The 17,324-nt window shown below is 43.3% G+C and carries 17 protein-coding genes and 2 pseudogenes; 3 read left to right on the forward strand and 16 right to left on the reverse strand.

All coding sequences use genetic code 11. The features are described from left to right. Positions 1-288 precede the first annotated feature (288 nt). The 8 genes from ABD010_RS06785 to paaA are packed head-to-tail and all read right to left on the reverse strand — an operon-like array spanning position 289 to position 6,488. The gene (locus ABD010_RS06785) at positions 289-1,812 is read right to left on the reverse strand and encodes an aldehyde dehydrogenase family protein (protein ID WP_343811476.1); all 1,524 of its coding nucleotides are present in this window, start codon (positions 1,810-1,812) and stop codon (positions 289-291) included. Between the two features lie 39 nt (positions 1,813-1,851). Continuing rightward, positions 1,852-2,637 (reverse strand): enoyl-CoA hydratase/isomerase family protein, encoded by a 786-nt coding sequence (locus ABD010_RS06790; RefSeq protein WP_343811478.1) that lies wholly within the window; start codon positions 2,635-2,637, stop codon positions 1,852-1,854. A 2-nt stretch (positions 2,638-2,639) separates the two neighbouring features. Next, positions 2,640-3,416, reverse strand: a complete 777-nt coding sequence (locus ABD010_RS06795) for an enoyl-CoA hydratase/isomerase family protein (RefSeq protein WP_343811480.1) — start codon at positions 3,414-3,416, stop codon at positions 2,640-2,642. Continuing rightward, positions 3,409-3,714 (reverse strand): EthD family reductase, encoded by a 306-nt coding sequence (locus tag ABD010_RS06800; RefSeq protein ID WP_343811482.1) that lies wholly within the window; start codon positions 3,712-3,714, stop codon positions 3,409-3,411. Before ABD010_RS06800 ends, ABD010_RS06795 begins: the two co-directional genes overlap by 8 nt. Positions 3,715-3,735: 21 nt before the next feature. After that, positions 3,736-4,242 carry a 1,2-phenylacetyl-CoA epoxidase subunit PaaD gene (gene paaD / locus ABD010_RS06805; protein ID WP_343811484.1) on the reverse strand — a complete coding sequence of 169 codons (507 nt, stop codon included), beginning with the start codon at positions 4,240-4,242 and terminating at the stop codon, positions 3,736-3,738. 41 nt (positions 4,243-4,283) lie between these two features. Beyond that, a complete protein-coding gene (gene paaC, locus ABD010_RS06810) occupies positions 4,284-5,102 on the reverse strand; it encodes a 1,2-phenylacetyl-CoA epoxidase subunit PaaC (protein ID WP_343811486.1) in 819 nt (272 codons plus the stop codon). After that, positions 5,099-5,452, reverse strand: coding sequence for a 1,2-phenylacetyl-CoA epoxidase subunit PaaB (gene paaB / locus ABD010_RS06815; protein WP_343811650.1), 354 nt, complete (start codon positions 5,450-5,452; stop codon positions 5,099-5,101). The genes paaC and paaB overlap by 4 nt, the downstream gene beginning before the upstream one ends. Positions 5,453-5,498: 46 nt before the next feature. Further along, on the reverse strand, positions 5,499-6,488 hold the full coding sequence (gene paaA / locus ABD010_RS06820) for a 1,2-phenylacetyl-CoA epoxidase subunit PaaA (protein ID WP_343811651.1): 990 nt from the start codon (positions 6,486-6,488) through the stop codon (positions 5,499-5,501). 243 nt (positions 6,489-6,731) lie between these two features. On the opposite strand from paaA, the gene paaX reads away from it, so the two are divergent. Beyond that, complete coding sequence (gene paaX, locus ABD010_RS06825; RefSeq protein WP_343811488.1) at positions 6,732-7,580, forward strand: phenylacetic acid degradation operon negative regulatory protein PaaX; 849 nt, start codon at positions 6,732-6,734, stop codon at positions 7,578-7,580. Positions 7,581-7,797: 217 nt separating this feature from the next. Here paaX and ABD010_RS06830 read toward each other — a convergent pair whose 3' ends face one another. The 4 genes and pseudogenes from ABD010_RS06830 to ABD010_RS06845 all read right to left on the reverse strand — a co-directional run bounded on the left by ABD010_RS06830 (position 7,798) and on the right by ABD010_RS06845 (position 10,578). After that, complete coding sequence (locus tag ABD010_RS06830) at positions 7,798-8,337, reverse strand: gamma carbonic anhydrase family protein (protein WP_343811490.1); 540 nt, start codon at positions 8,335-8,337, stop codon at positions 7,798-7,800. A gap of 19 nt (positions 8,338-8,356) precedes the next feature. Further along, positions 8,357-8,785, reverse strand: a complete 429-nt coding sequence (locus ABD010_RS06835; RefSeq protein ID WP_343811492.1) for a PaaI family thioesterase — start codon at positions 8,783-8,785, stop codon at positions 8,357-8,359. Next, on the reverse strand, positions 8,779-9,216 hold the full coding sequence (gene paaI, locus ABD010_RS06840; RefSeq protein ID WP_343811494.1) for a hydroxyphenylacetyl-CoA thioesterase PaaI: 438 nt from the start codon (positions 9,214-9,216) through the stop codon (positions 8,779-8,781). The genes ABD010_RS06835 and paaI overlap by 7 nt, the downstream gene beginning before the upstream one ends. Positions 9,217-9,249: 33 nt before the next feature. Continuing rightward, a pseudogene (locus ABD010_RS06845) lies at positions 9,250-10,578 on the reverse strand (phenylacetate--CoA ligase family protein). A gap of 335 nt (positions 10,579-10,913) precedes the next feature. Between ABD010_RS06845 and ABD010_RS06850 the strand changes: the two are divergent. Both ABD010_RS06850 and ABD010_RS06855 read left to right on the forward strand, forming a co-directional pair. Further along, positions 10,914-11,161: pseudogene (locus ABD010_RS06850) on the forward strand (ferredoxin). 18 nt (positions 11,162-11,179) lie between these two features. Further along, the gene (locus ABD010_RS06855) at positions 11,180-12,175 is read left to right on the forward strand and encodes an NAD(P)/FAD-dependent oxidoreductase (protein WP_343811496.1); all 996 of its coding nucleotides are present in this window, start codon (positions 11,180-11,182) and stop codon (positions 12,173-12,175) included. A gap of 207 nt (positions 12,176-12,382) precedes the next feature. Here the strand turns inward: ABD010_RS06855 and gatB are convergent, their stop codons facing one another. From gatB to putP, 4 genes are all read right to left on the reverse strand, one after another. Then, positions 12,383-13,813, reverse strand: a complete 1,431-nt coding sequence (gene gatB, locus ABD010_RS06860) for an Asp-tRNA(Asn)/Glu-tRNA(Gln) amidotransferase subunit GatB (RefSeq protein WP_343811498.1) — start codon at positions 13,811-13,813, stop codon at positions 12,383-12,385. Continuing rightward, entirely contained in the window at positions 13,810-15,279 is a 1,470-nt protein-coding gene (gatA, locus tag ABD010_RS06865; RefSeq protein ID WP_343811500.1) for an Asp-tRNA(Asn)/Glu-tRNA(Gln) amidotransferase subunit GatA, read from the reverse strand. Before gatA ends, gatB begins: the two co-directional genes overlap by 4 nt. A gap of 15 nt (positions 15,280-15,294) precedes the next feature. After that, positions 15,295-15,585, reverse strand: coding sequence for an Asp-tRNA(Asn)/Glu-tRNA(Gln) amidotransferase subunit GatC (gene gatC, locus ABD010_RS06870; RefSeq protein WP_343811502.1), 291 nt, complete (start codon positions 15,583-15,585; stop codon positions 15,295-15,297). A gap of 163 nt (positions 15,586-15,748) precedes the next feature. Then, positions 15,749-17,269 carry a sodium/proline symporter PutP gene (gene putP, locus ABD010_RS06875; protein ID WP_343811504.1) on the reverse strand — a complete coding sequence of 507 codons (1,521 nt, stop codon included), beginning with the start codon at positions 17,267-17,269 and terminating at the stop codon, positions 15,749-15,751. Positions 17,270-17,324: the final 55 nt, after the last annotated feature.

Genomic DNA, 17,324 nt, shown 5'->3' on the forward strand with positions numbered 1-17,324 from the left:
GCCCCCACAACAGTAATCTTTTGTACTGTCAAGGCAAAACTTCCTTTCTGTTTGTTTTGGTTAAATCTATCATTTCGTTTTGCGGATTTCTTCACGGTATTATATCTACCGCCGTACTTTTCCGGGAATCCGCTGTATAAAAGTGTAATCGCGCCGTACTTTGGCCCAATGTCACCGTATAAAAGAGAAAACCCGCCGTACATCAGTGGAAAGCCGCTGTACAAAACGTATTACCGCGGGCTGAAATGGGCGAGACCCCCGCGAATGAGGTGTGAACTTAAAATAATTCTACACTCCAAAAGGATTTAACGGCTTGGATCCGTAGTATGAAAGAACACTCTTATCCTCCATATACAGATCAAGTGATTCAACGGCCAGTTCACGTCCGAAGCCAGATTCCTTATAACCCCCGAATGGTGTCCCTGGAAATGCGGAAAACGGCGTATTTACCATAACAATACCGGCCTGAATCTGGTGGGCTACACGAGTCGCCCGTGCCTGGTTTGTCGTCCAGATTGCCGAACCAAGTCCATATTTTGTGTCGTTCGCACGCTTAACAACTTCTTTTTCGTCCGTGAATTTTTCAACAACTACGACGGGTCCGAAAATCTCTTCCTTTACAGCCTTCATATCCGGGGTAACATCAGTAATGACAGTTGGTTCATACCAGTGGCCATTTTCAAACCCTTCGACATGCATGACTTTTCCGCCGGTTGCGATCGTTGCTCCTTCTTCTTTGGCAGACTGAACATATCCATCAATAACTTCAACCTGATCCTTGCTGATGATGGAACCTAAATGGGTCCCCTTATCAAAAGGATCACCGGATTTCAGCTTTTTCGTTTTTTCAATAAACCTCTCCATGAATTCGTCATAAATGGATTCGTGTACAAACATGCGTGACCGTGCCTCACACGACTGTCCTGTATTGAAGTAAATACCGAATAAAGAACCGACTACTGCAGCTTCCATATCTGCATCCTCAAACACAATATTAGGTGATTTTCCACCAAGTTCGAGTGTAACCCGCTTCAGCGTGTCAGATGCTTTTCCCATAATATCCTTGCCGGTTGGTGTGGACCCTGTAAAAGCCACCTTATTGACATCCTCATGTTTCACAAGATAATCCCCAATAACCTTTCCGGATCCTGGAACGGTATTGATCACCCCTTCCGGAACGCCCGCTTCATGACAAATTTCATTCAGAAGGATAGCGGTTACCGGGGTTAGACTTGCCGGTTTCACGACAACAGAACACCCCGCTGCAAGTGCCGGAGCAATTTTCCATGCTGCCATCATCATCGGATAATTCCACGGGATAATCTGCGAACATACTCCAACAGGCTCTTTATGTGTATAGTTGAAAAAGCCGTATGGCATGTTATTTACAGTACCGCGATGGCCGACAATTGCCCCTGCGTAAAATTCAAAGTCTTCAATAGCCTGATTCACCTGTACCTGCGCTGCTCCAATTGATTTACCGCTGTTCAGAACTTCCATTTCGATGAGTTCATTGAACCGTTCCCGCATAAGTTGTGCAACTTTATTAAGTACTCGTGAACGTTTTCCAACCGGATACTTGCGCCATTTACCATGATCAAACGCATTCCGGGCTGCCTGAACTGCCTTTTCCGCATCTTCCTCATGAGCTTTTGCTACAGTTGCCAGCACCTCCCCTTTTGCCGGATCATAGGTTTCAAATGTTTTGCCTGCACTTCCTTCAACACGCTCTCCGTTAATGATCATTGCATAATGTTCCCGTTTCATTTCTCCAACTTCTGTAATCTTTTCCACATTTACTGTTTGCGTCATGCAAAAACTCCTCCCCTGATTTTTAGTGTGTTTTTCGTTTTATTTTCCGTGAAATTCCGGCTTCCGTTTCTCCTGAAAAGCTCTTAACCCTTCTTGATGGTCGTCAGTCATCCCGGCAATCCGCTGTGCCTGCGCTTCATTTTCCAAAAAGTCCTCATACGGCTGATGCATCCCGTCTTGCATGTACCGTTTGATCAAAGCAAAGGCCTTTGTCGGCATGGCTGCGACTGAACTGGAAAACTGCTGGACCTTTGCTTCCCAGTTATGTGGGTCAATGACTTCGGTTGCCAAACCAAGCTGTAATGCCTCTTCACCGGTTATTGGTTTCCCCAACACCGCAATTTCCAGCGCTTTAGCATAGCCGACCAGGCGCGGCAAGGAGTACATAAAGCCGGAATCTGGGACAAGCCCGATATTCATAAATGCACTGATAAATTTCGTCTCCGGCTGAACCAGTCTGAAGTCCGCCGCCAACGCCAAACTCATTCCCGCCCCGGCTGCTGTGCCGTTTACGGCTGCGATAATCGGTTTTGAAAATTCTTTGATAGCCTTCATCATTGGATGATAGCGTTTACGAAGAAATTCAGCATGGTTAGTATTTTCATCTACGCCTGCCAAATCTTCACCTGCACAGAAAGCCTTTCCATTACCTGTAATGACCACACACCGGATAGCATCATTTTTGGCGGCTGATTTTAGTGCATGCGTAATTTCTTTATTCATATCAGTCGTAAAAGCGTTATATGCTTTCGGCCGGTTCAATTTGATGGTTGCAATGTTGTTTTCAGATATATACTGTAGGGTCTGATAGTCCTCGGAACCCATTTCTACACCCCTTTAAACGAAGGTCGCCGCTTATCCATAAACGCCTGCATACCTTCTTTTTGATCATTCGAGTCAAATGCGAGGTAAAAATTTTTCCGCTCCAGTTTCATCCCATCCGTTAAGGAAAGTTCTTCAGCTTTATGTACCGCCTCTTTGATGAGTCTTAGTGGAATTGGTGCCTGGTTCGCCAATTGCTTTGCCAATCGCATTGTTTCCTCTTCCAGCATTTCCGGTGCAACCACGCGGTTGATCACACCAACCCTCTTTGCTTCGGCTGCGCTCATCGATTTACCAAGCCAAATCCATTCCAATGCTTTTCGTTCACCCATGGCTTTTGTTAAAAATTGGGTTCCGCCTGCTCCCGGCATAACACCTAGTTTGACTTCCGGAAAGCCGAATTTAGCCTTCTCGCCGGCAATAATCAAATCACAGTGAAGAGCCAGTTCAAATCCACCGCCAAGGGCAAAACCATTGACAGCCGCAATTAACGGTTTTTTAATCAGCGTTATCCGATCCCAGACGGCAAACGGGTCCAAAAGCTCAAGTGACAGTGGACTATCCTCCAGCATCTCCTCGATATCTGCACCAGCCGCAAAAAACTCCTCATATCCCTTCACAATTATGACACGGATTGTTTTATCACAGTCGAGTGCCTCCATTTCCCCAACGATTTCATCAACCATTCTCCGGTTCAGTGCATTGGAAACGTTGGGACGATTGAGTTGAATTACACCAATACCATCTTCTTTGACTACGTTGATATGTGCATCGTCACCCATCAATTTCTTCACCAATCATTAAGGTTACAAGATCACCGGCAAATTCCATGACATCTTTTCCGGAAGCCTTTCCTTCATCGGTTTTCATTGCTTTTTGAAGGGATTCCTGGTCATCATAAATCATTTCACAAAGCAGATAATAATCACTCTTGCCCATCGGAGACCCGACAATTTTGGTCACTTTCATTTCACGGAGTCCGGGAATCTCCTTCGTGATAGGTGTGTGTACATTAAAATAATGTTCATCGAATTTTTCCTTATCCTCAGGCTGTTTATACAAAGCTATCAATTTAGTCATCCTAATTCCTCCTCATAGATTTCAACCGCTTTTTTGTCTGGCTCCTGTTCTAATCACTGGCTTCATTGCCTCAAATGGATTTCTGCATTCCATACAATACAAAATACTTCTGCACGCGGTCGGACCGAATACATTTTCCATGGATGTATATTCCGAGTCACAATAAGGGCAATTAACGGTCCACTGCTCTCCTGGAATATAATGGTCAGGTGGTGGTGCAATCCCGTGTTTTTTCAGGTTCCGCTTCCCCGTATCCGTAATTGCATCTGTCGTCCATTCGTGCTGAAACGAAAATGCCACGTGACATTCCTGTACCCAATCAATTTGTTCAATTGCTTTTCTGACGTCCTTTTCAATAATGTCCAGAGCAGGACATCCGGCAAAAGTCGGCACCATTGAAATGGATACGATGTTTCTTTCAACCTTGAGGTCATGAATCATGCCCAAATCATAGACACTTACCGCAGGAAGCTCTGGATCATCAACTGTCTTTAATACAGCGAATAATTCATCGCCTTTCTTTTCCATCTACATCACAACCCCCTTTTATTAAAAGGTAATGTTCGAATCTACCATACCGCTTCCTTGTCACTGCTATAGACTTCAGCGAAAGTACGGATTGCCTGATCAAGATCAGCTGTGTGCCCCTGATTCCGCCCATTGCCAAGCCTCTTTTGAGGGATACCAGCCGGCGGGGAAACCAGTACTGCTTCCACTTCCTTAAGCCATTGCTTTTGCATAAATTCTTCACTGGCAATCAACTGGAATGTAACAATGTCTGATGCTTTCGGTCCTAATTCAAACGCATCACCAAACGCATTCCAGGCCTCTTCAATCCTTTCCTGAATTCTGGAGCGTGCCTCTTCATTAGCGTGCTGCAGCTGCTCCATCCATAACTTCCAATGCGCCAAATGATAGGTTTGCTCCATCAAAACTTTCTGTCCGATATTAGCAAGTGGCACATAGGAGCTCCGTGTAAGTGCATCCAATTTGACCCTTTTAAGCTCCTCGTAAAAATACTGACGTACAACGACTAATGCCCAGTCATAATATGGTTCCTCCAGATAGTTTCCGTCCCCATTGCGTTTTTCAAGAAAGACTGCATTTTTTCGCTCATCCGCAGACCGATCATGCGCAAGTATGTCTGTTTCACCTTCTCCAAGTTCCTCCAACAGGCCAAAATACATATTCGCATGCCCCATCGTATTCTGTGTAATGGACGAAAAAGCAACGTCTTCTTCGATATGCGGTGCAAGTCCAAGCCACTCCGACCCGCGGAATGCCACAATAAATTCATCGTCCGCCATCTGATAGATTAAATCTTTCAATGCCGCCAAATAAACAGGATTTTGTTTTGCTTCTTCAGCGGACCCTACGTTATCTGTCATGATTTCTTCACCTCTTTCCATGACATGATTTCTTTTTCATCAAGCATTCCCTGCTCTTTTTCACGCCATTTTTTCCGCAAATATCCATAACCTTTTGTTGTCCGGTATTGTTTATTATCCAATCGTTTTGTCCAGGTTGTTCGTTCCTCACTTGTCATCGAGCGAATATGATCCCGCTGTACAACCCATACATCCAAAACAGCTTCACGACGCATAAAGTTTTCCTGTGCCATCAACATCGCCATGTCGTCATTCGGTGCAAGCAGGCTGAACTGATGCTGGATTGGCGCTTTAGCACTTTTCTTGCTGAACACTTCATATTCCTTGTAAAACTTTGACTCATCCTGCATTTCCATCATAACTCCCCTTCCAATTTGTGGATTGTCAATTCAACTATTATGAACTCATTTCCTGCGGGATTAGCGCCTGGCGTACCCAACGGTTTTTCTCGTAGGCGATTTCCCTTAACCGCAGCCGTTCTTTTGACCTTGGTCCATTATTTTTAATGATATTCTTAAATTCCTTCCAGTCAGGCTGCTGATAAACCCACTGCCCTTTTTCCTCATCGTAATGGATGGTGTCGTCCGGTACAGTCAGACCGAGTGAAAAAGCACGCGGTAAATACTTATCCAGGAAGGCCTGTCGCAGTTCTTCATTGTTGCTCTTTCGAATGCGGTATTTCATCATAATATTCTGTTTGGATGACCCGGTTGTATCTGCAGATGGCGGGCCAAAAAACATTAGGAGTGCAGGCCACCAGCGATTAAGCGACTCCTGTAAAATCTCCCGCTGGTGTTCGTTACCTTCCGCGAGTGCCATGATAATTGCCTCACCATGTTGAGCATGGAACACTTCCTCCGCGCAAATACGTTGAAGGGCGCGCTGGTAAGGGCCATATGACGCATCCAGCATATTAGTCTGCGAAATTATGGCTGCACCATCAACCATCCAGCCGACCATGCCCGCATCAGCCCATGTCTTCGTCGGCATGTGAAAAACGTTGTGAAACTTGAGGTCCCCGCTCAGAAGATCCTCCATCAGGTTCTCGCGTGTTTTCCCGTAAGGCTTCATTAAATCTTCCGCCACGCGAAGCAGCAATTGCCCATGCCCCATCTCGTCCTGCACCTTAGCCATAATGCCAAGTTTACGTTTCAGTGTCGGCGCCTTTGGAACCCATTCTTTTTCAGGCAACGCACCCATAATTTCACTGATACCATGCATGGAAATAAGCTTAATGAGTGCCTGCCGGTAGTCATCCGGCATCCAGTCATCGGCTTCAATTTTTTCCCCTGCTTCAATCCGTTCCATAAACGCTTCGTATTTTTCCTGATCCACTTCGGAATAATCGTTTGCAACATAATCTCCATCCGGAATGTAATTGTACATCATTTCATCCCCTTATTACGTTTTATTAACGTCATTTTATCAAATCGTTATATATTGTCAATACAAATTTAAAAATTGTTTGAACAGTTTGTCTTATTTACATAGAAGCAGCAAGCTTGTCGACACTTATTTAATTGACAGAAGTGCTGAAACACTATACGATTAATATCACAAATTTATATTTAACGTTTATAATTAATCACATAAACTTTTTATTAAGAGGTTATAAGAAAGGAACATAACATGGAAAAACAATTTAATACACGTTCCATGATTTTCACTCTTTATGGTGACTACATCAGACATCATGGTAATGTTATATGGATCGGCAGCCTTATACGGTTGCTGAAAGAATTTGGTCACAATGAAATGAGTGTGCGTGCGGCCATTTCCCGCATGCATAAACAGGGGTGGGTACAGTCCGAAAAAATAGGCAATAAAAGCTACTATTCGCTGACAGAACGCGGAAGGGCACGGATGGAAGAGGCGTCCAACCGAATATACAAGTCCAAGTCCCCTTCCTGGGATGGCATGTGGCGTATGCTTGTATACACCATTCCCGAGAATAAGCGTCATTTGCGTGACGAACTGCGAAAAGAATTGGTTTGGAGCGGCTTTGGCCTTCTATCCAACAGTTGCTGGATAACCCCGAATCCGCTGGAAGATCAAATAAATCGATTGGTTACAAAATACGGAATAAATGATTATGTATCATTCTTCCGTTCAACGTATGAAGGAATGAGCACTAACCAAGAGCTTGTAGCGAAATGCTGGGATATAGATGATCTTAATGATCATTATTCTCAGTTCATTCAGGAGTACAGCCAAAAGTATGTTATCGATAAACCGAAAATTGAAAAAGGTGAAATCAGCGATGGCAGTTGTTTTGTCAAAGCTGCAATGCTTGTTCATCAATACAGGAAATTTCTTTTTATTGATCCAAACTTGCCTGCTGAACTGCTGCCCGAAAAATGGCTTGGTGATTCAGCAGCATCTCTTTTTTCAGACTATTACCAGCTGCTCCAGAATCCTGCAAACCGCTTTTTTGAATCGGTATTTGAGCTTGGCAATGTTCATGAAACAAATAAATAGGGTCAGGCTTTCCGGAGAACCGGAAAGTACTGCCTTTTTTTCAGTTAAGAACCCCAACTTTCGCAGTGTAAAATGAGCATATTATTTTGAAGTTCTTACACACACGCAATATACACTGAGCGGCTTGACTTTGGATTAATTTTATGGAAATGTACATCCGCCGCTGCGGAAATCAAACGCGGCGGATGTACATTTTTCAAGATTGTCGAGGTATCCATTAGAGAACAGCTTTATTGATCTTTTCAAATACTTCCTGTTTACGGAATTCCTGACCCTTTGCTGAATATGTGGAAATCGTTTCTTCAATCATTTCCATATCCTTATCGGTTAGCGTTCGGACCACTTTTCCAGGTGAACCGACTACAAGTGATCGGGGTGGTATTTTTTTGCCTGGTGGAATAAGGCTGTTGGCTCCGATAATGGAATACTCCCCGACCTCAACTCCGTCCAGCACCGTAGCACCCATCCCGACAAGCACACCTTTCCGCAAGGTACAGCCATGAACTATGGCATTGTGACCAATGGAAACTTCATCTTCCAATGTAAGCGGAAATTGTTCATATAGGTGGCACATGCTATTTTCCTGTATATTACATCGTTTTCCGATTTTAACAGGCCCTTCGTCCCCCCGAATCACTGTATTGAACCAGACACTGGACTCAGCGCCAATTGTTACATTTCCAATAACTCTTGCACCGTCAGCTATGAACACCGAATCGTGGATATCCGGACGGTACTCCTTATATCTGTAAATCATCAACTATACCCTCCTTCTATTAATCCTCCATCGTTTTGATTAGTATGGAAGAAACACAGGTTGCAGCTTTTTTACCGTTTTGCTCCAGTTCTGTCACAACATAAGCCAGTGTTCTGCCAAGCCTCTCCACTTTTGATGTAATTTCCACTTCACCCTCGAAAACCGGTCTATGAAAGGTTGTATCCAAATCAATTGACGCAAAACCCTGCCGATCCGTCAGCCTAGATGAAATCGCATAGGCCATCATAATATCTGCAGCCGCTGCCAGAAACCCGCCCATGGCGACACCAATACCATTCATATATTTGCTGTCAACCGTCCAGGTCCCATATGCAACACCATCCATTGCTTCATGTACCCTAGTTTGCATAGTGGTATCACATGGAGGCGGTGTCATGTTTTGATTCGCCACTTTCTGCAAATCACTCATTTTGAAAGTAGTCACCATGAATTCCTCTCTCCAGTCACTTCAAGTTTGCTTATAAAATTTGTTTTTTTAATATATACCATCCCTTCCATGGTAGCCACCACTTCGCCAGTGGAGAGCTTTATCTGTATATCATACACAGCTATTTTAGGTGTCCGTTTCTTTTCGGAAGCCGTGCAAATTAGCCTGTCTCCTACCTTTGCCGGTGCAAGATAGGACATGTGCACATTCAACCCAACTGCAACTTGACCATGCGAATTGCTCGCAATGGCAAAGGCATAGTCCGCCAGGGAAAACAGCAGTCCGCCATGTGCATACCCATGAAAGTTCAGCATATCGTCTTCAATCGTTAATCCTGTTTTGGCAAACCCTGTATCACATTCCAGAAGCCCTATGTTTAACCTGTTTGCAAATGGATCCTGTCTGAAAAAGTCCTTAAGTTCCTTATCCATTGATTTCTCCTTTATTTTCATCAGTAACCAATATTAATTGACTGTCTGTTCCATACGTTTATCAACTATCCGGACTGCTTTTCCTTCTGAGCGCGGAATGGATTTTGGAGGTTTAACATCAATATCAATTGACACTAGACACTCTTGTTTAATGGCTGTCTGCAATTGCTGTTTAAGCCTGGAAACTTCCGCGTGTTCCAAATTCTGCTGACATCGTACGTATGATTCTTCAGAAAGCTCAACACTAAGTTCTACAGCATCCAAATGCCCATCTTTACTAAGGAACAACTGATAATGTGGTGTCAGTTCTTTTACATTCAGCAGGGAACGTTCCATTTCAAACGGAAAAACATTGACTCCACGTATGACGAGCATATCATCAATTCGTCCTTTTACCCGGGTCATCCGGGCAGTCGTTCGGCCGCAGCTGCACTTTTCACGATTAATTGCAGCAATATCACCTGTGCGATACCTTATTATTGGAAGCGCTTCCTTTTTTAAGCTGGTAATAACAAGTTCGCCGTATTCTCCATCCGGAACCCGCTCATTTGTATCAGGCTCAATCACCTCAAACAGGAAGTGGTCTTCCTGAATATGAAGCCCATCCTGTTCTTCCATACATTCGATCGAGACTCCTGGGCCGACTATCTCACTAAGTCCATAAATATCCATCGCTTTTATTCCCAGCTTCTGTTCAATTGTATTACGCATTTCTTCAGACCATGGTTCAGCGCCGAAAATACCGTATTTCAAGCTGGTTTCTTTTGGATCGATCCCCTGCTCCCTCATCTTTTCGGCAATATGTAGTGCATAGGACGGTGTGGAACAGATGACTTGTGGTTTGAAGTCCTGAATCAGCATAATCTGCCGTTTCGTATTTCCGCCAGAAACAGGAACCGTTGTAATCCCCAACTTCTCTCCACCGTGATGCAGCCCGAGTCATCCGGTAAACAATCCATAACCATATGCATTATGCATCACATCATTTGGACTGCCACCTGATGCTGCAATTGACCTTGCTACAATTTCAGCCCAATTATCAATATCGTTTTCGGAATAAGCTACAACGGTTGGCTTCCCGCTCGTTCCAGATGAAGCATGAAGACGGACAATATCCTTCATTGGAGAAGCAAACAACCCATATGGGTAATGGTTCCGGAGGTCTTTTTTGACAGTAAAAGGCAGCTTTTGTAAATCATCCAAAGACTGAATGTCATCAGGATTGAAACCAGCCTCCGTAAACTTTTCCTTATAAAATGGAACCTTATCATACACCCGCTGCACCGTTTTTTGTAAATTGTTCAATTGCAGCTCCTCCAGCTTATCCCTCTCCAATGTCTCCAATTCTTCATTGAAAATCATGAAATCTCCCCTTCTGGTAATATATTCTCAGCAAATCCCTGTTGTATGACATAAACATAACTGACGTAGTAAATACGTTATTTATAATGATATCGACAGCTCCAAAAGTTGTCAACTGTATTTTGAATTTTTAAAACTGATTATTTTTTCAATCTGTTTATTTGAGTAGCAGTTTAGTCAACTGTCTTCTTTAATCCTTTTCATATGCTGAATGATTCGGATTCAGAAAAAAAGTAAATTTACTGTTGACAATAGAAATGGACTTTTATACGATTTATATAATAAAATAAAATAGTCCGTTTTATATTCGTTATATATAAAAAGGGAGGATACTAATGGCACTTTATACGATTGTTGACCGAGAAACATGCATTTCATGCGGGGCCTGTGGTTCAGCTGCCCCCGATTTGTTTGACTACGATGATGAAGAAGGGTTGTCCTATTATATCGGTGGTGACAATTATGGCTGCAAACTGATAAAGATCTTGCAGAAGACCTGGAGGATGCCTATGAAGGGTGTCCGACTAGTTCCATCAAGATGGCGAACGAGCCATTTGACGGAGATCCGAATAAATTTGAGTGATAAAGGAGTTGCATGAAAATGGCAGAGGAAAAAGTTTATGATATTACCATTATTGGTGCTGGGCCGGTTGGATTGTTTACAGCCTTTTATGCCGACATGCGCAATGCATCGGTACACATGATTGACAGCATGCCCGAAGTCGGTGGGCAATTGGCTGCTTTATATCCGGATAAATATATTTATGATATAGCAGGCTTTCCTAATATCAAGGCAAAAGACCTTGTGGAGCAGTTGTATGAACAATCCAAAACATTTTCTCCGGCATTAAGTCTGAGTGAATCTGTCAGAGATGTCATTCAACTGGAGGATGGGACGTTCAGAATCGATACATCTGCTGCAACACATCATACCCGAAGTGTTATTATTACGGCAGGAGCGGGAGCATTCCAGCCGCGTAAGCTGAAAATGGAAAAAGCTGCAGAATTTGAAGATGGAAATCTGCACTATTTTGTTAAAGAGCTCGATAAATTCAAGGATCGACGTGTGCTTATTTGCGGTGGCGGTGATTCAGCGGTTGACTGGTCGCTGGCGCTTGAATCAATCGCTAAAGAGGTAACACTTATCCATCGGCGCGATAAGTTTCGCGCACATGAGCACAGTTTGTCCTTGCTGGAGGAGTCTGATGTCAACATCAGAACACCTTATCAAGTAAGCAAATTAATTGGAAATGATAAAATTGAGCAAGTGTTGCTTCAGGAAATCAAGGGTGACAATGTGCATTTATTGGATGTGGATGATGTTATCGTCAACTTTGGATTTGTCACATCACTCGGTCCATTAAAAAACTGGGGAATGGAGACATCCAAAAACGCCATTTATGTCAATCAGCAAATGGAAACGACGGTCCCAGGTATTTTTGCAGCCGGAGATGTTTGCTCATATAAAGGCAAGCCCAAATTGATTGCCACCGGGTTTGGTGAGGCCACTCTCGCCGTTAACCATGCCAAGGCAATGATTGACCCAAAAGCAAAACTCAATGTGCACAGTACACAATTATTTGCGGCTACGACATAGACATAATTGGAAAAGGCAGTACGGTTTAACGGGCATATCTTTGCATGAAGTCAAGAATTTGAATGGGGATTGCTTAAATTTAAGGTTATCCCCCAGTGGCAAGCGCCACTTGTTCCTGCTGCGTTCGCACGTTTCATGTTTTTATGTAAAAAAACACCTCTGTCGACTAAAACAAGTTGACCAGAGGTGTTTTTTACATTATGAAAATTATCTTTTCTCCATTTCAGCAAGAAGTATTTTATTGACCATTGGCGGATTTGCCTGGCCTTTTGTGGCTTTCATCACCTGACCAACGAGAAATCCTAACGCCCGGTCTTTACCATTTTTATAGTCGGTTACTGATTGCTCATTTTCATCAAGTACTTTAATAATAATCGGTGTCAGCTGACTTTCATCGGAAATTTGCACCAATCCTTTTTCCTTCACAATCTTTTCCGGATCGCCGCCTTTATCAACCAGTTCAGCAAAAACTTTCTTGGCGATCTTTGAAGAAATTGTTCCATCTTCAATCAGTTTAATCATTTTGGCTAACGCTTTCGGTGTCATCTCTAAATCCTGCAGTTCTTTCTGATGCTTGTTCATATAACCGGAGACTTCACCCATCAGCCAGTTGGACGCATGCTTAATTTCAGCACCATGATGAATGGTGTCCTGGAAAAAGTCGGACATTTCCTTGGAGCTTGTTAATACGCCTGCATCGTATTCCGGTAATCCAAGCTCAGCAATGTATCGCTGTTTACGTGCATCAGGCAGTTCCGGAATCTGCTGGCGAATCCGTTCTTTCCACTCTTCATCAATATACAATGGAACAAGATCCGGTTCAGGGAAGTAGCGATAATCATCGGACCCTTCCTTAACCCGCATCAAAATCGTTTCTTTCGTTTTCTCGTCATACCGGCGCGTTTCCTGCAGAATTTCACCGCCGGCCAGCAACACTTTTTCCTGCCGCTTTTCTTCAAATTCCAATCCTTTTTGCACAAACGTAAATGAGTTCAGGTTTTTCAATTCGGATTTTGTTCCGAATGCTTCCTGACCGATTGGACGAATAGATAAATTGGCGTCACAACGCAGTGACCCTTCTTCCATTTTACAGTCTGATACTCCCGTATACTGGATGATATTCTTCAGTTTTTCCAAATAGGCGTATGCTTCCTCCGGTGAACGCATATCCGGCTCCGAGACAATTTCAATCAGCGGGGTACCTTGGCGATTGTAGTCAACCAATGAATAACCATCATCCTGGTGATTCAGTTTCCCGGCGTCTTCTTCAAGATGAAGACGGGTAATGCCTATCCGTTTTTTCTCCCCGTTCACTTCAACCTCAATCCAGCCGTTTTCACCGATCGGTTTATCAAACTGGGAAATCTGATATGCTTTCGGGTTGTCTGGATAGAAATAGTTTTTACGGTCAAATTTGGTGTCTGTCGCGATTTCACAGTTCAATGCCATTGCTGCTTTCATGGCGAAGTTCACTGCTTCCTCATTTAAAACCGGCAGTGTACCCGGAAACCCAAGATCAATCGGATTTACATTTGAATTTGGTTCATCTCCGAATGCATTTGGACTTGGGCTGAAAATTTTCGAATCAGTTTTCAGCTCAACGTGTACTTCAAGTCCGATAATTGTTTCAAAGTTCATTTATCAGCACCTCCTATTTGAGGGCGTTTTGTATGGTAATCAGTCGACTGCTCATATGCATGTGCAGCACGGTAAACGGTACCTTCATCAAACGGTTTGCCGATGATCTGCAGACCAATTGGAAGTCCTTTTTCTGAAAATCCACACGGCACAGAGATACCCGGTACGCCGGCAAGATTAACAGGAATGGTTAAAATATCATTTGCATACATTGTCAGCGGATCTTCAATCTTTTCGCCAATTTTAAATGCTGGTGTTGGTGTTGTTGGTCCGATGACAACATCATAGTCTTCAAAAATCCTGTCAAAATCATTTTTAATCAATGTACGAACCTTTTGGGCCTTTTTATAATAGGCATCGTAATAACCGGAACTCAGCGCAAACGTTCCGAGCATAATTCGACGTTTTACTTCTTCGCCGAATCCTTCACTGCGCGAGTATTTAAACATGTCAATCATGTTGTCGGCTTTTTCTGAACGAACACCATAACGGACCCCGTCAAAACGGGCAAGGTTTGCAGATGCTTCAGATGATGACAGCAAATAGTACGTAGCCACCGCATATTTGGAATGCGGCAGTGAAACTTCTTCCCATTCCGCTCCCATCGATTCATATACTTTCAGCGCCTTTTCAACGGATTCCTTTACCTCCGGATCAACACCTTCACCGAGATATTCTTTTGGTACGGCAATTTTAAGTCCCTTTACATCACCAGTTAGCGATTCGGTATATGCCGGCACATCGACATTCGCACTGGTTGAGTCCATTTTGTCATGACCGGATATGATTTCCAGAACTCGGGCATTATCCTCAACGTTACGTGTCAATGGACCAATTTGATCAAGTGACGATGCGAAAGCTACCAATCCGAAACGCGAAACACGTCCATATGTAGGTTTCAATCCAACAACACCGCAAAATGCTGCTGGCTGGCGAATGGAACCACCTGTATCAGAACCCAGTGAAAACAGTACTTCGCCAGCTGCTACTGCCGCAGCTGAACCGCCGCTCGAACCACCTGGAACATACGCAGTATTCCATGGATTACGAGTCGGCTTGAAACTGGAGTTTTCATTGGATGATCCCATCGCAAACTCATCCATGTTCAGCTTGCCGATCGTTACTGCTTTTTCCGCATTCAGCTTATCAACAACGGTTGCATCGTATAATGGGTTGTCAAAGTTCCGTAAAAATTGACTTCCACACGTTGTCCGCAGTTCTTTTGTAACGATATTGTCTTTAATGCCAGCAGGTATTCCAAATAAACTTGATGTTTCATCCGAGGAGTTCTCCAGTAATTTTGCCTGGCTGCGTGCATTTTCTTCATCAAGTGTCAAAAAAGCATGGATGTCATTCTCGACTTCGTTAATCCGATCATATGATGCATCAACAAGATCTTCTGGTATAATTTCTTTCTTTTTCAACATTTTTTCCAATTGCTTTATACTGTGGTCAAACAATGCCATTGTTTACTACCCTCCCTATTCCAAAATTGACGGAACACGGAACAGACCATTCTGTTTATCCGGAGCATTTTTCAATGCTTCCTCTTTTGTGATCCATTCTTTCGGTTCATCTTTTCGAAGTACATTTTTCAAATCAAGCACATGTGTTGTTGGTTCCACATCATCTGTATCCAGCTCATTCAGCTGTTCAGCATATGTAATGATGGAATCCAGCTGATCAGCAAGCTTGTCCGCTTCATCCTCGTTAATTGCCAACCTCGCCAAATGCGCAACATGCTTTACCTGGTCTTTGGAAATATCCGACATATGGTATACACCTCCATGACAATTTTATTTATTTTCTTCTTATTATAGTATTATTTTATTTATTTAACACTATTGATAATAGCAGAGTCAGCACTCTATAAGCAACTAAACCACAAAAACCACCTTCCCAATGAAATTGAGAAGGTGATATTCTCTATAAATGTTATTCGTTTAATTTAGCAATTGTTTCATCAAACTCATCTTCCATGTCTGTTGAAGGCTTGCCTGCCATACTTACCAATACCGTCACAACCAAGTTAAACAAGAAACCTGGAAGAATTTCATACAGGTCAAAAATCCCGCCGGACAGGTAAGTACCCCAGATTACGACGGTTGCAGCGCCGACGATAATTCCCGCCAACGCACCGTTTCTGGTAGCGCCTTTCCAAAACAGGGACAAGAGAATGATTGGTCCAAATGCGGCACCAAATCCAGCCCATGCATAGCTGACGAGCTCCAGAACAGAACTTTCCGGATTCATGGCTATAATTGCGGCAATCAGAGCAATTGCCACTGTAGCAACCCTTCCCACCCATACAAGCTCTTTATCAGAAGCCTCTTTACGGAAAATTGCTTTGTAAAAATCTTCCGCAAGAGCTGATGAGGAGACAAGCAGCTGTGAGTCAATTGTGCTCATAATTGCAGATAGAATTGCTGCCAGGAGTATCCCTGCTACAATAGGATTAAATAGGATCTGTGAAAAAGCGATAAAGATTTTTTCCGGATCTGCTAGCATCTGCAGCCCATTTTCATTAACGACACGAATACCAAATTCGCCAAGCATATTTACATCCTGTGTACTGATAAATGCCAGTCCGACAAAACCAGTGAAGATTGCACCATATAACCCGACGATCATCCATGTTGTACCAATAAACCGGGCCATTGGAACGTCTTTAGCTGAACGCAATGCCATAAACCGGACGATGATATGCGGCTGTCCAAAGTAACCCAGTCCCCACGCAATTGAAGAAATAATGGCAAGCACCCCCACTCCTTCAATCATATTTAAATGCTGCGGGTTAATCTGTCCAACTGCATCAACTGCAGCATTCCAGCCGCCCATATTGTTAAGCGCAACAATAGGAACAACGATTAAGGCCAGGAACATGAGACTCCCCTGAATAAAATCTGTCCAGGATACCGCCAGAAATCCGCCCAATAATGTGTACGAGACAACAACAATAGCACCAATCCACAATGCTGATTGATACGATAAACCGAAAGATGCTTCAAATAGTTTTGCTCCAGCAACCATTCCCGAAGAAGTATAAAACGTGAAGAACAATAAAATAACCAATGCAGATATTACTCGGAGAATATGTGACTTATCTTTAAAACGATGCTCCAAAAAATCCGGAATTGTCAAAGAATCTTCTGCTACCTCCGTATAAACTCGCAATCGTTTTGCAACGAATTGCCAGTTCAGATAGGCACCAATCGCCAATCCAACTGCGATCCATGTTTCCGACAGGCCGGATGCATACACAGCACCAGGCAGCCCCAACAGCAGCCAGCCACTCATATCTGAAGCACCAGCACTTAACGCAGCAACACCCGGACCAAGTGAGCGTCCTCCCAGCACATAATCGGATAAATCATTGGTTCTGAAATACATAATAATACCAATAGCAAGCATACCAAGCAAATAAACGATAAATGTCACCAGCGTTGCAATATCCATCTACTTTTTCCCTCCTTCTGTAAATAGTGTGATAATCGATAGTAAAATCAAAATT

Source organism: Virgibacillus siamensis, from assembly GCF_039522605.1.
In the GTDB taxonomy this organism is placed as follows: Bacteria; Bacillota; Bacilli; order Bacillales; family Amphibacillaceae; genus Lentibacillus; species Lentibacillus siamensis.

Excerpts from the sequence above, each read along its gene's own strand:
- ABD010_RS06785 (WP_343811476.1), bottom strand. The coding sequence starts at position 1,812 with ATGACGCAAACAGTAAATGTGGAAAAGATTACAGAAGTTGGAGAAATG.
- ABD010_RS06790 (WP_343811478.1), bottom strand. The coding sequence starts at position 2,637 with ATGGGTTCCGAGGACTATCAGACCCTACAGTATATATCTGAAAACAAC.
- ABD010_RS06795 (WP_343811480.1), bottom strand. The coding sequence starts at position 3,416 with ATGGGTGACGATGCACATATCAACGTAGTCAAAGAAGATGGTATTGGT.
- ABD010_RS06800 (WP_343811482.1), bottom strand. The coding sequence starts at position 3,714 with ATGACTAAATTGATAGCTTTGTATAAACAGCCTGAGGATAAGGAAAAA.
- paaD (WP_343811484.1), bottom strand. The coding sequence starts at position 4,242 with ATGGAAAAGAAAGGCGATGAATTATTCGCTGTATTAAAGACAGTTGAT.
- paaC (WP_343811486.1), bottom strand. The coding sequence starts at position 5,102 with ATGACAGATAACGTAGGGTCCGCTGAAGAAGCAAAACAAAATCCTGTT.
- paaB (WP_343811650.1), bottom strand. The coding sequence starts at position 5,452 with ATGCAGGATGAGTCAAAGTTTTACAAGGAATATGAAGTGTTCAGCAAG.
- paaA (WP_343811651.1), bottom strand. The coding sequence starts at position 6,488 with ATGTACAATTACATTCCGGATGGAGATTATGTTGCAAACGATTATTCC.
- paaX (WP_343811488.1), top strand. The coding sequence starts at position 6,732 with ATGGAAAAACAATTTAATACACGTTCCATGATTTTCACTCTTTATGGT.
- ABD010_RS06830 (WP_343811490.1), bottom strand. The coding sequence starts at position 8,337 with ATGATTTACAGATATAAGGAGTACCGTCCGGATATCCACGATTCGGTG.
- ABD010_RS06835 (WP_343811492.1), bottom strand. The coding sequence starts at position 8,785 with ATGGTGACTACTTTCAAAATGAGTGATTTGCAGAAAGTGGCGAATCAA.
- paaI (WP_343811494.1), bottom strand. The coding sequence starts at position 9,216 with ATGGATAAGGAACTTAAGGACTTTTTCAGACAGGATCCATTTGCAAAC.
- ABD010_RS06855 (WP_343811496.1), top strand. The coding sequence starts at position 11,180 with ATGGCAGAGGAAAAAGTTTATGATATTACCATTATTGGTGCTGGGCCG.
- gatB (WP_343811498.1), bottom strand. The coding sequence starts at position 13,813 with ATGAACTTTGAAACAATTATCGGACTTGAAGTACACGTTGAGCTGAAA.
- gatA (WP_343811500.1), bottom strand. The coding sequence starts at position 15,279 with ATGGCATTGTTTGACCACAGTATAAAGCAATTGGAAAAAATGTTGAAA.
- gatC (WP_343811502.1), bottom strand. The coding sequence starts at position 15,585 with ATGTCGGATATTTCCAAAGACCAGGTAAAGCATGTTGCGCATTTGGCG.
- putP (WP_343811504.1), bottom strand. The coding sequence starts at position 17,269 with ATGGATATTGCAACGCTGGTGACATTTATCGTTTATTTGCTTGGTATG.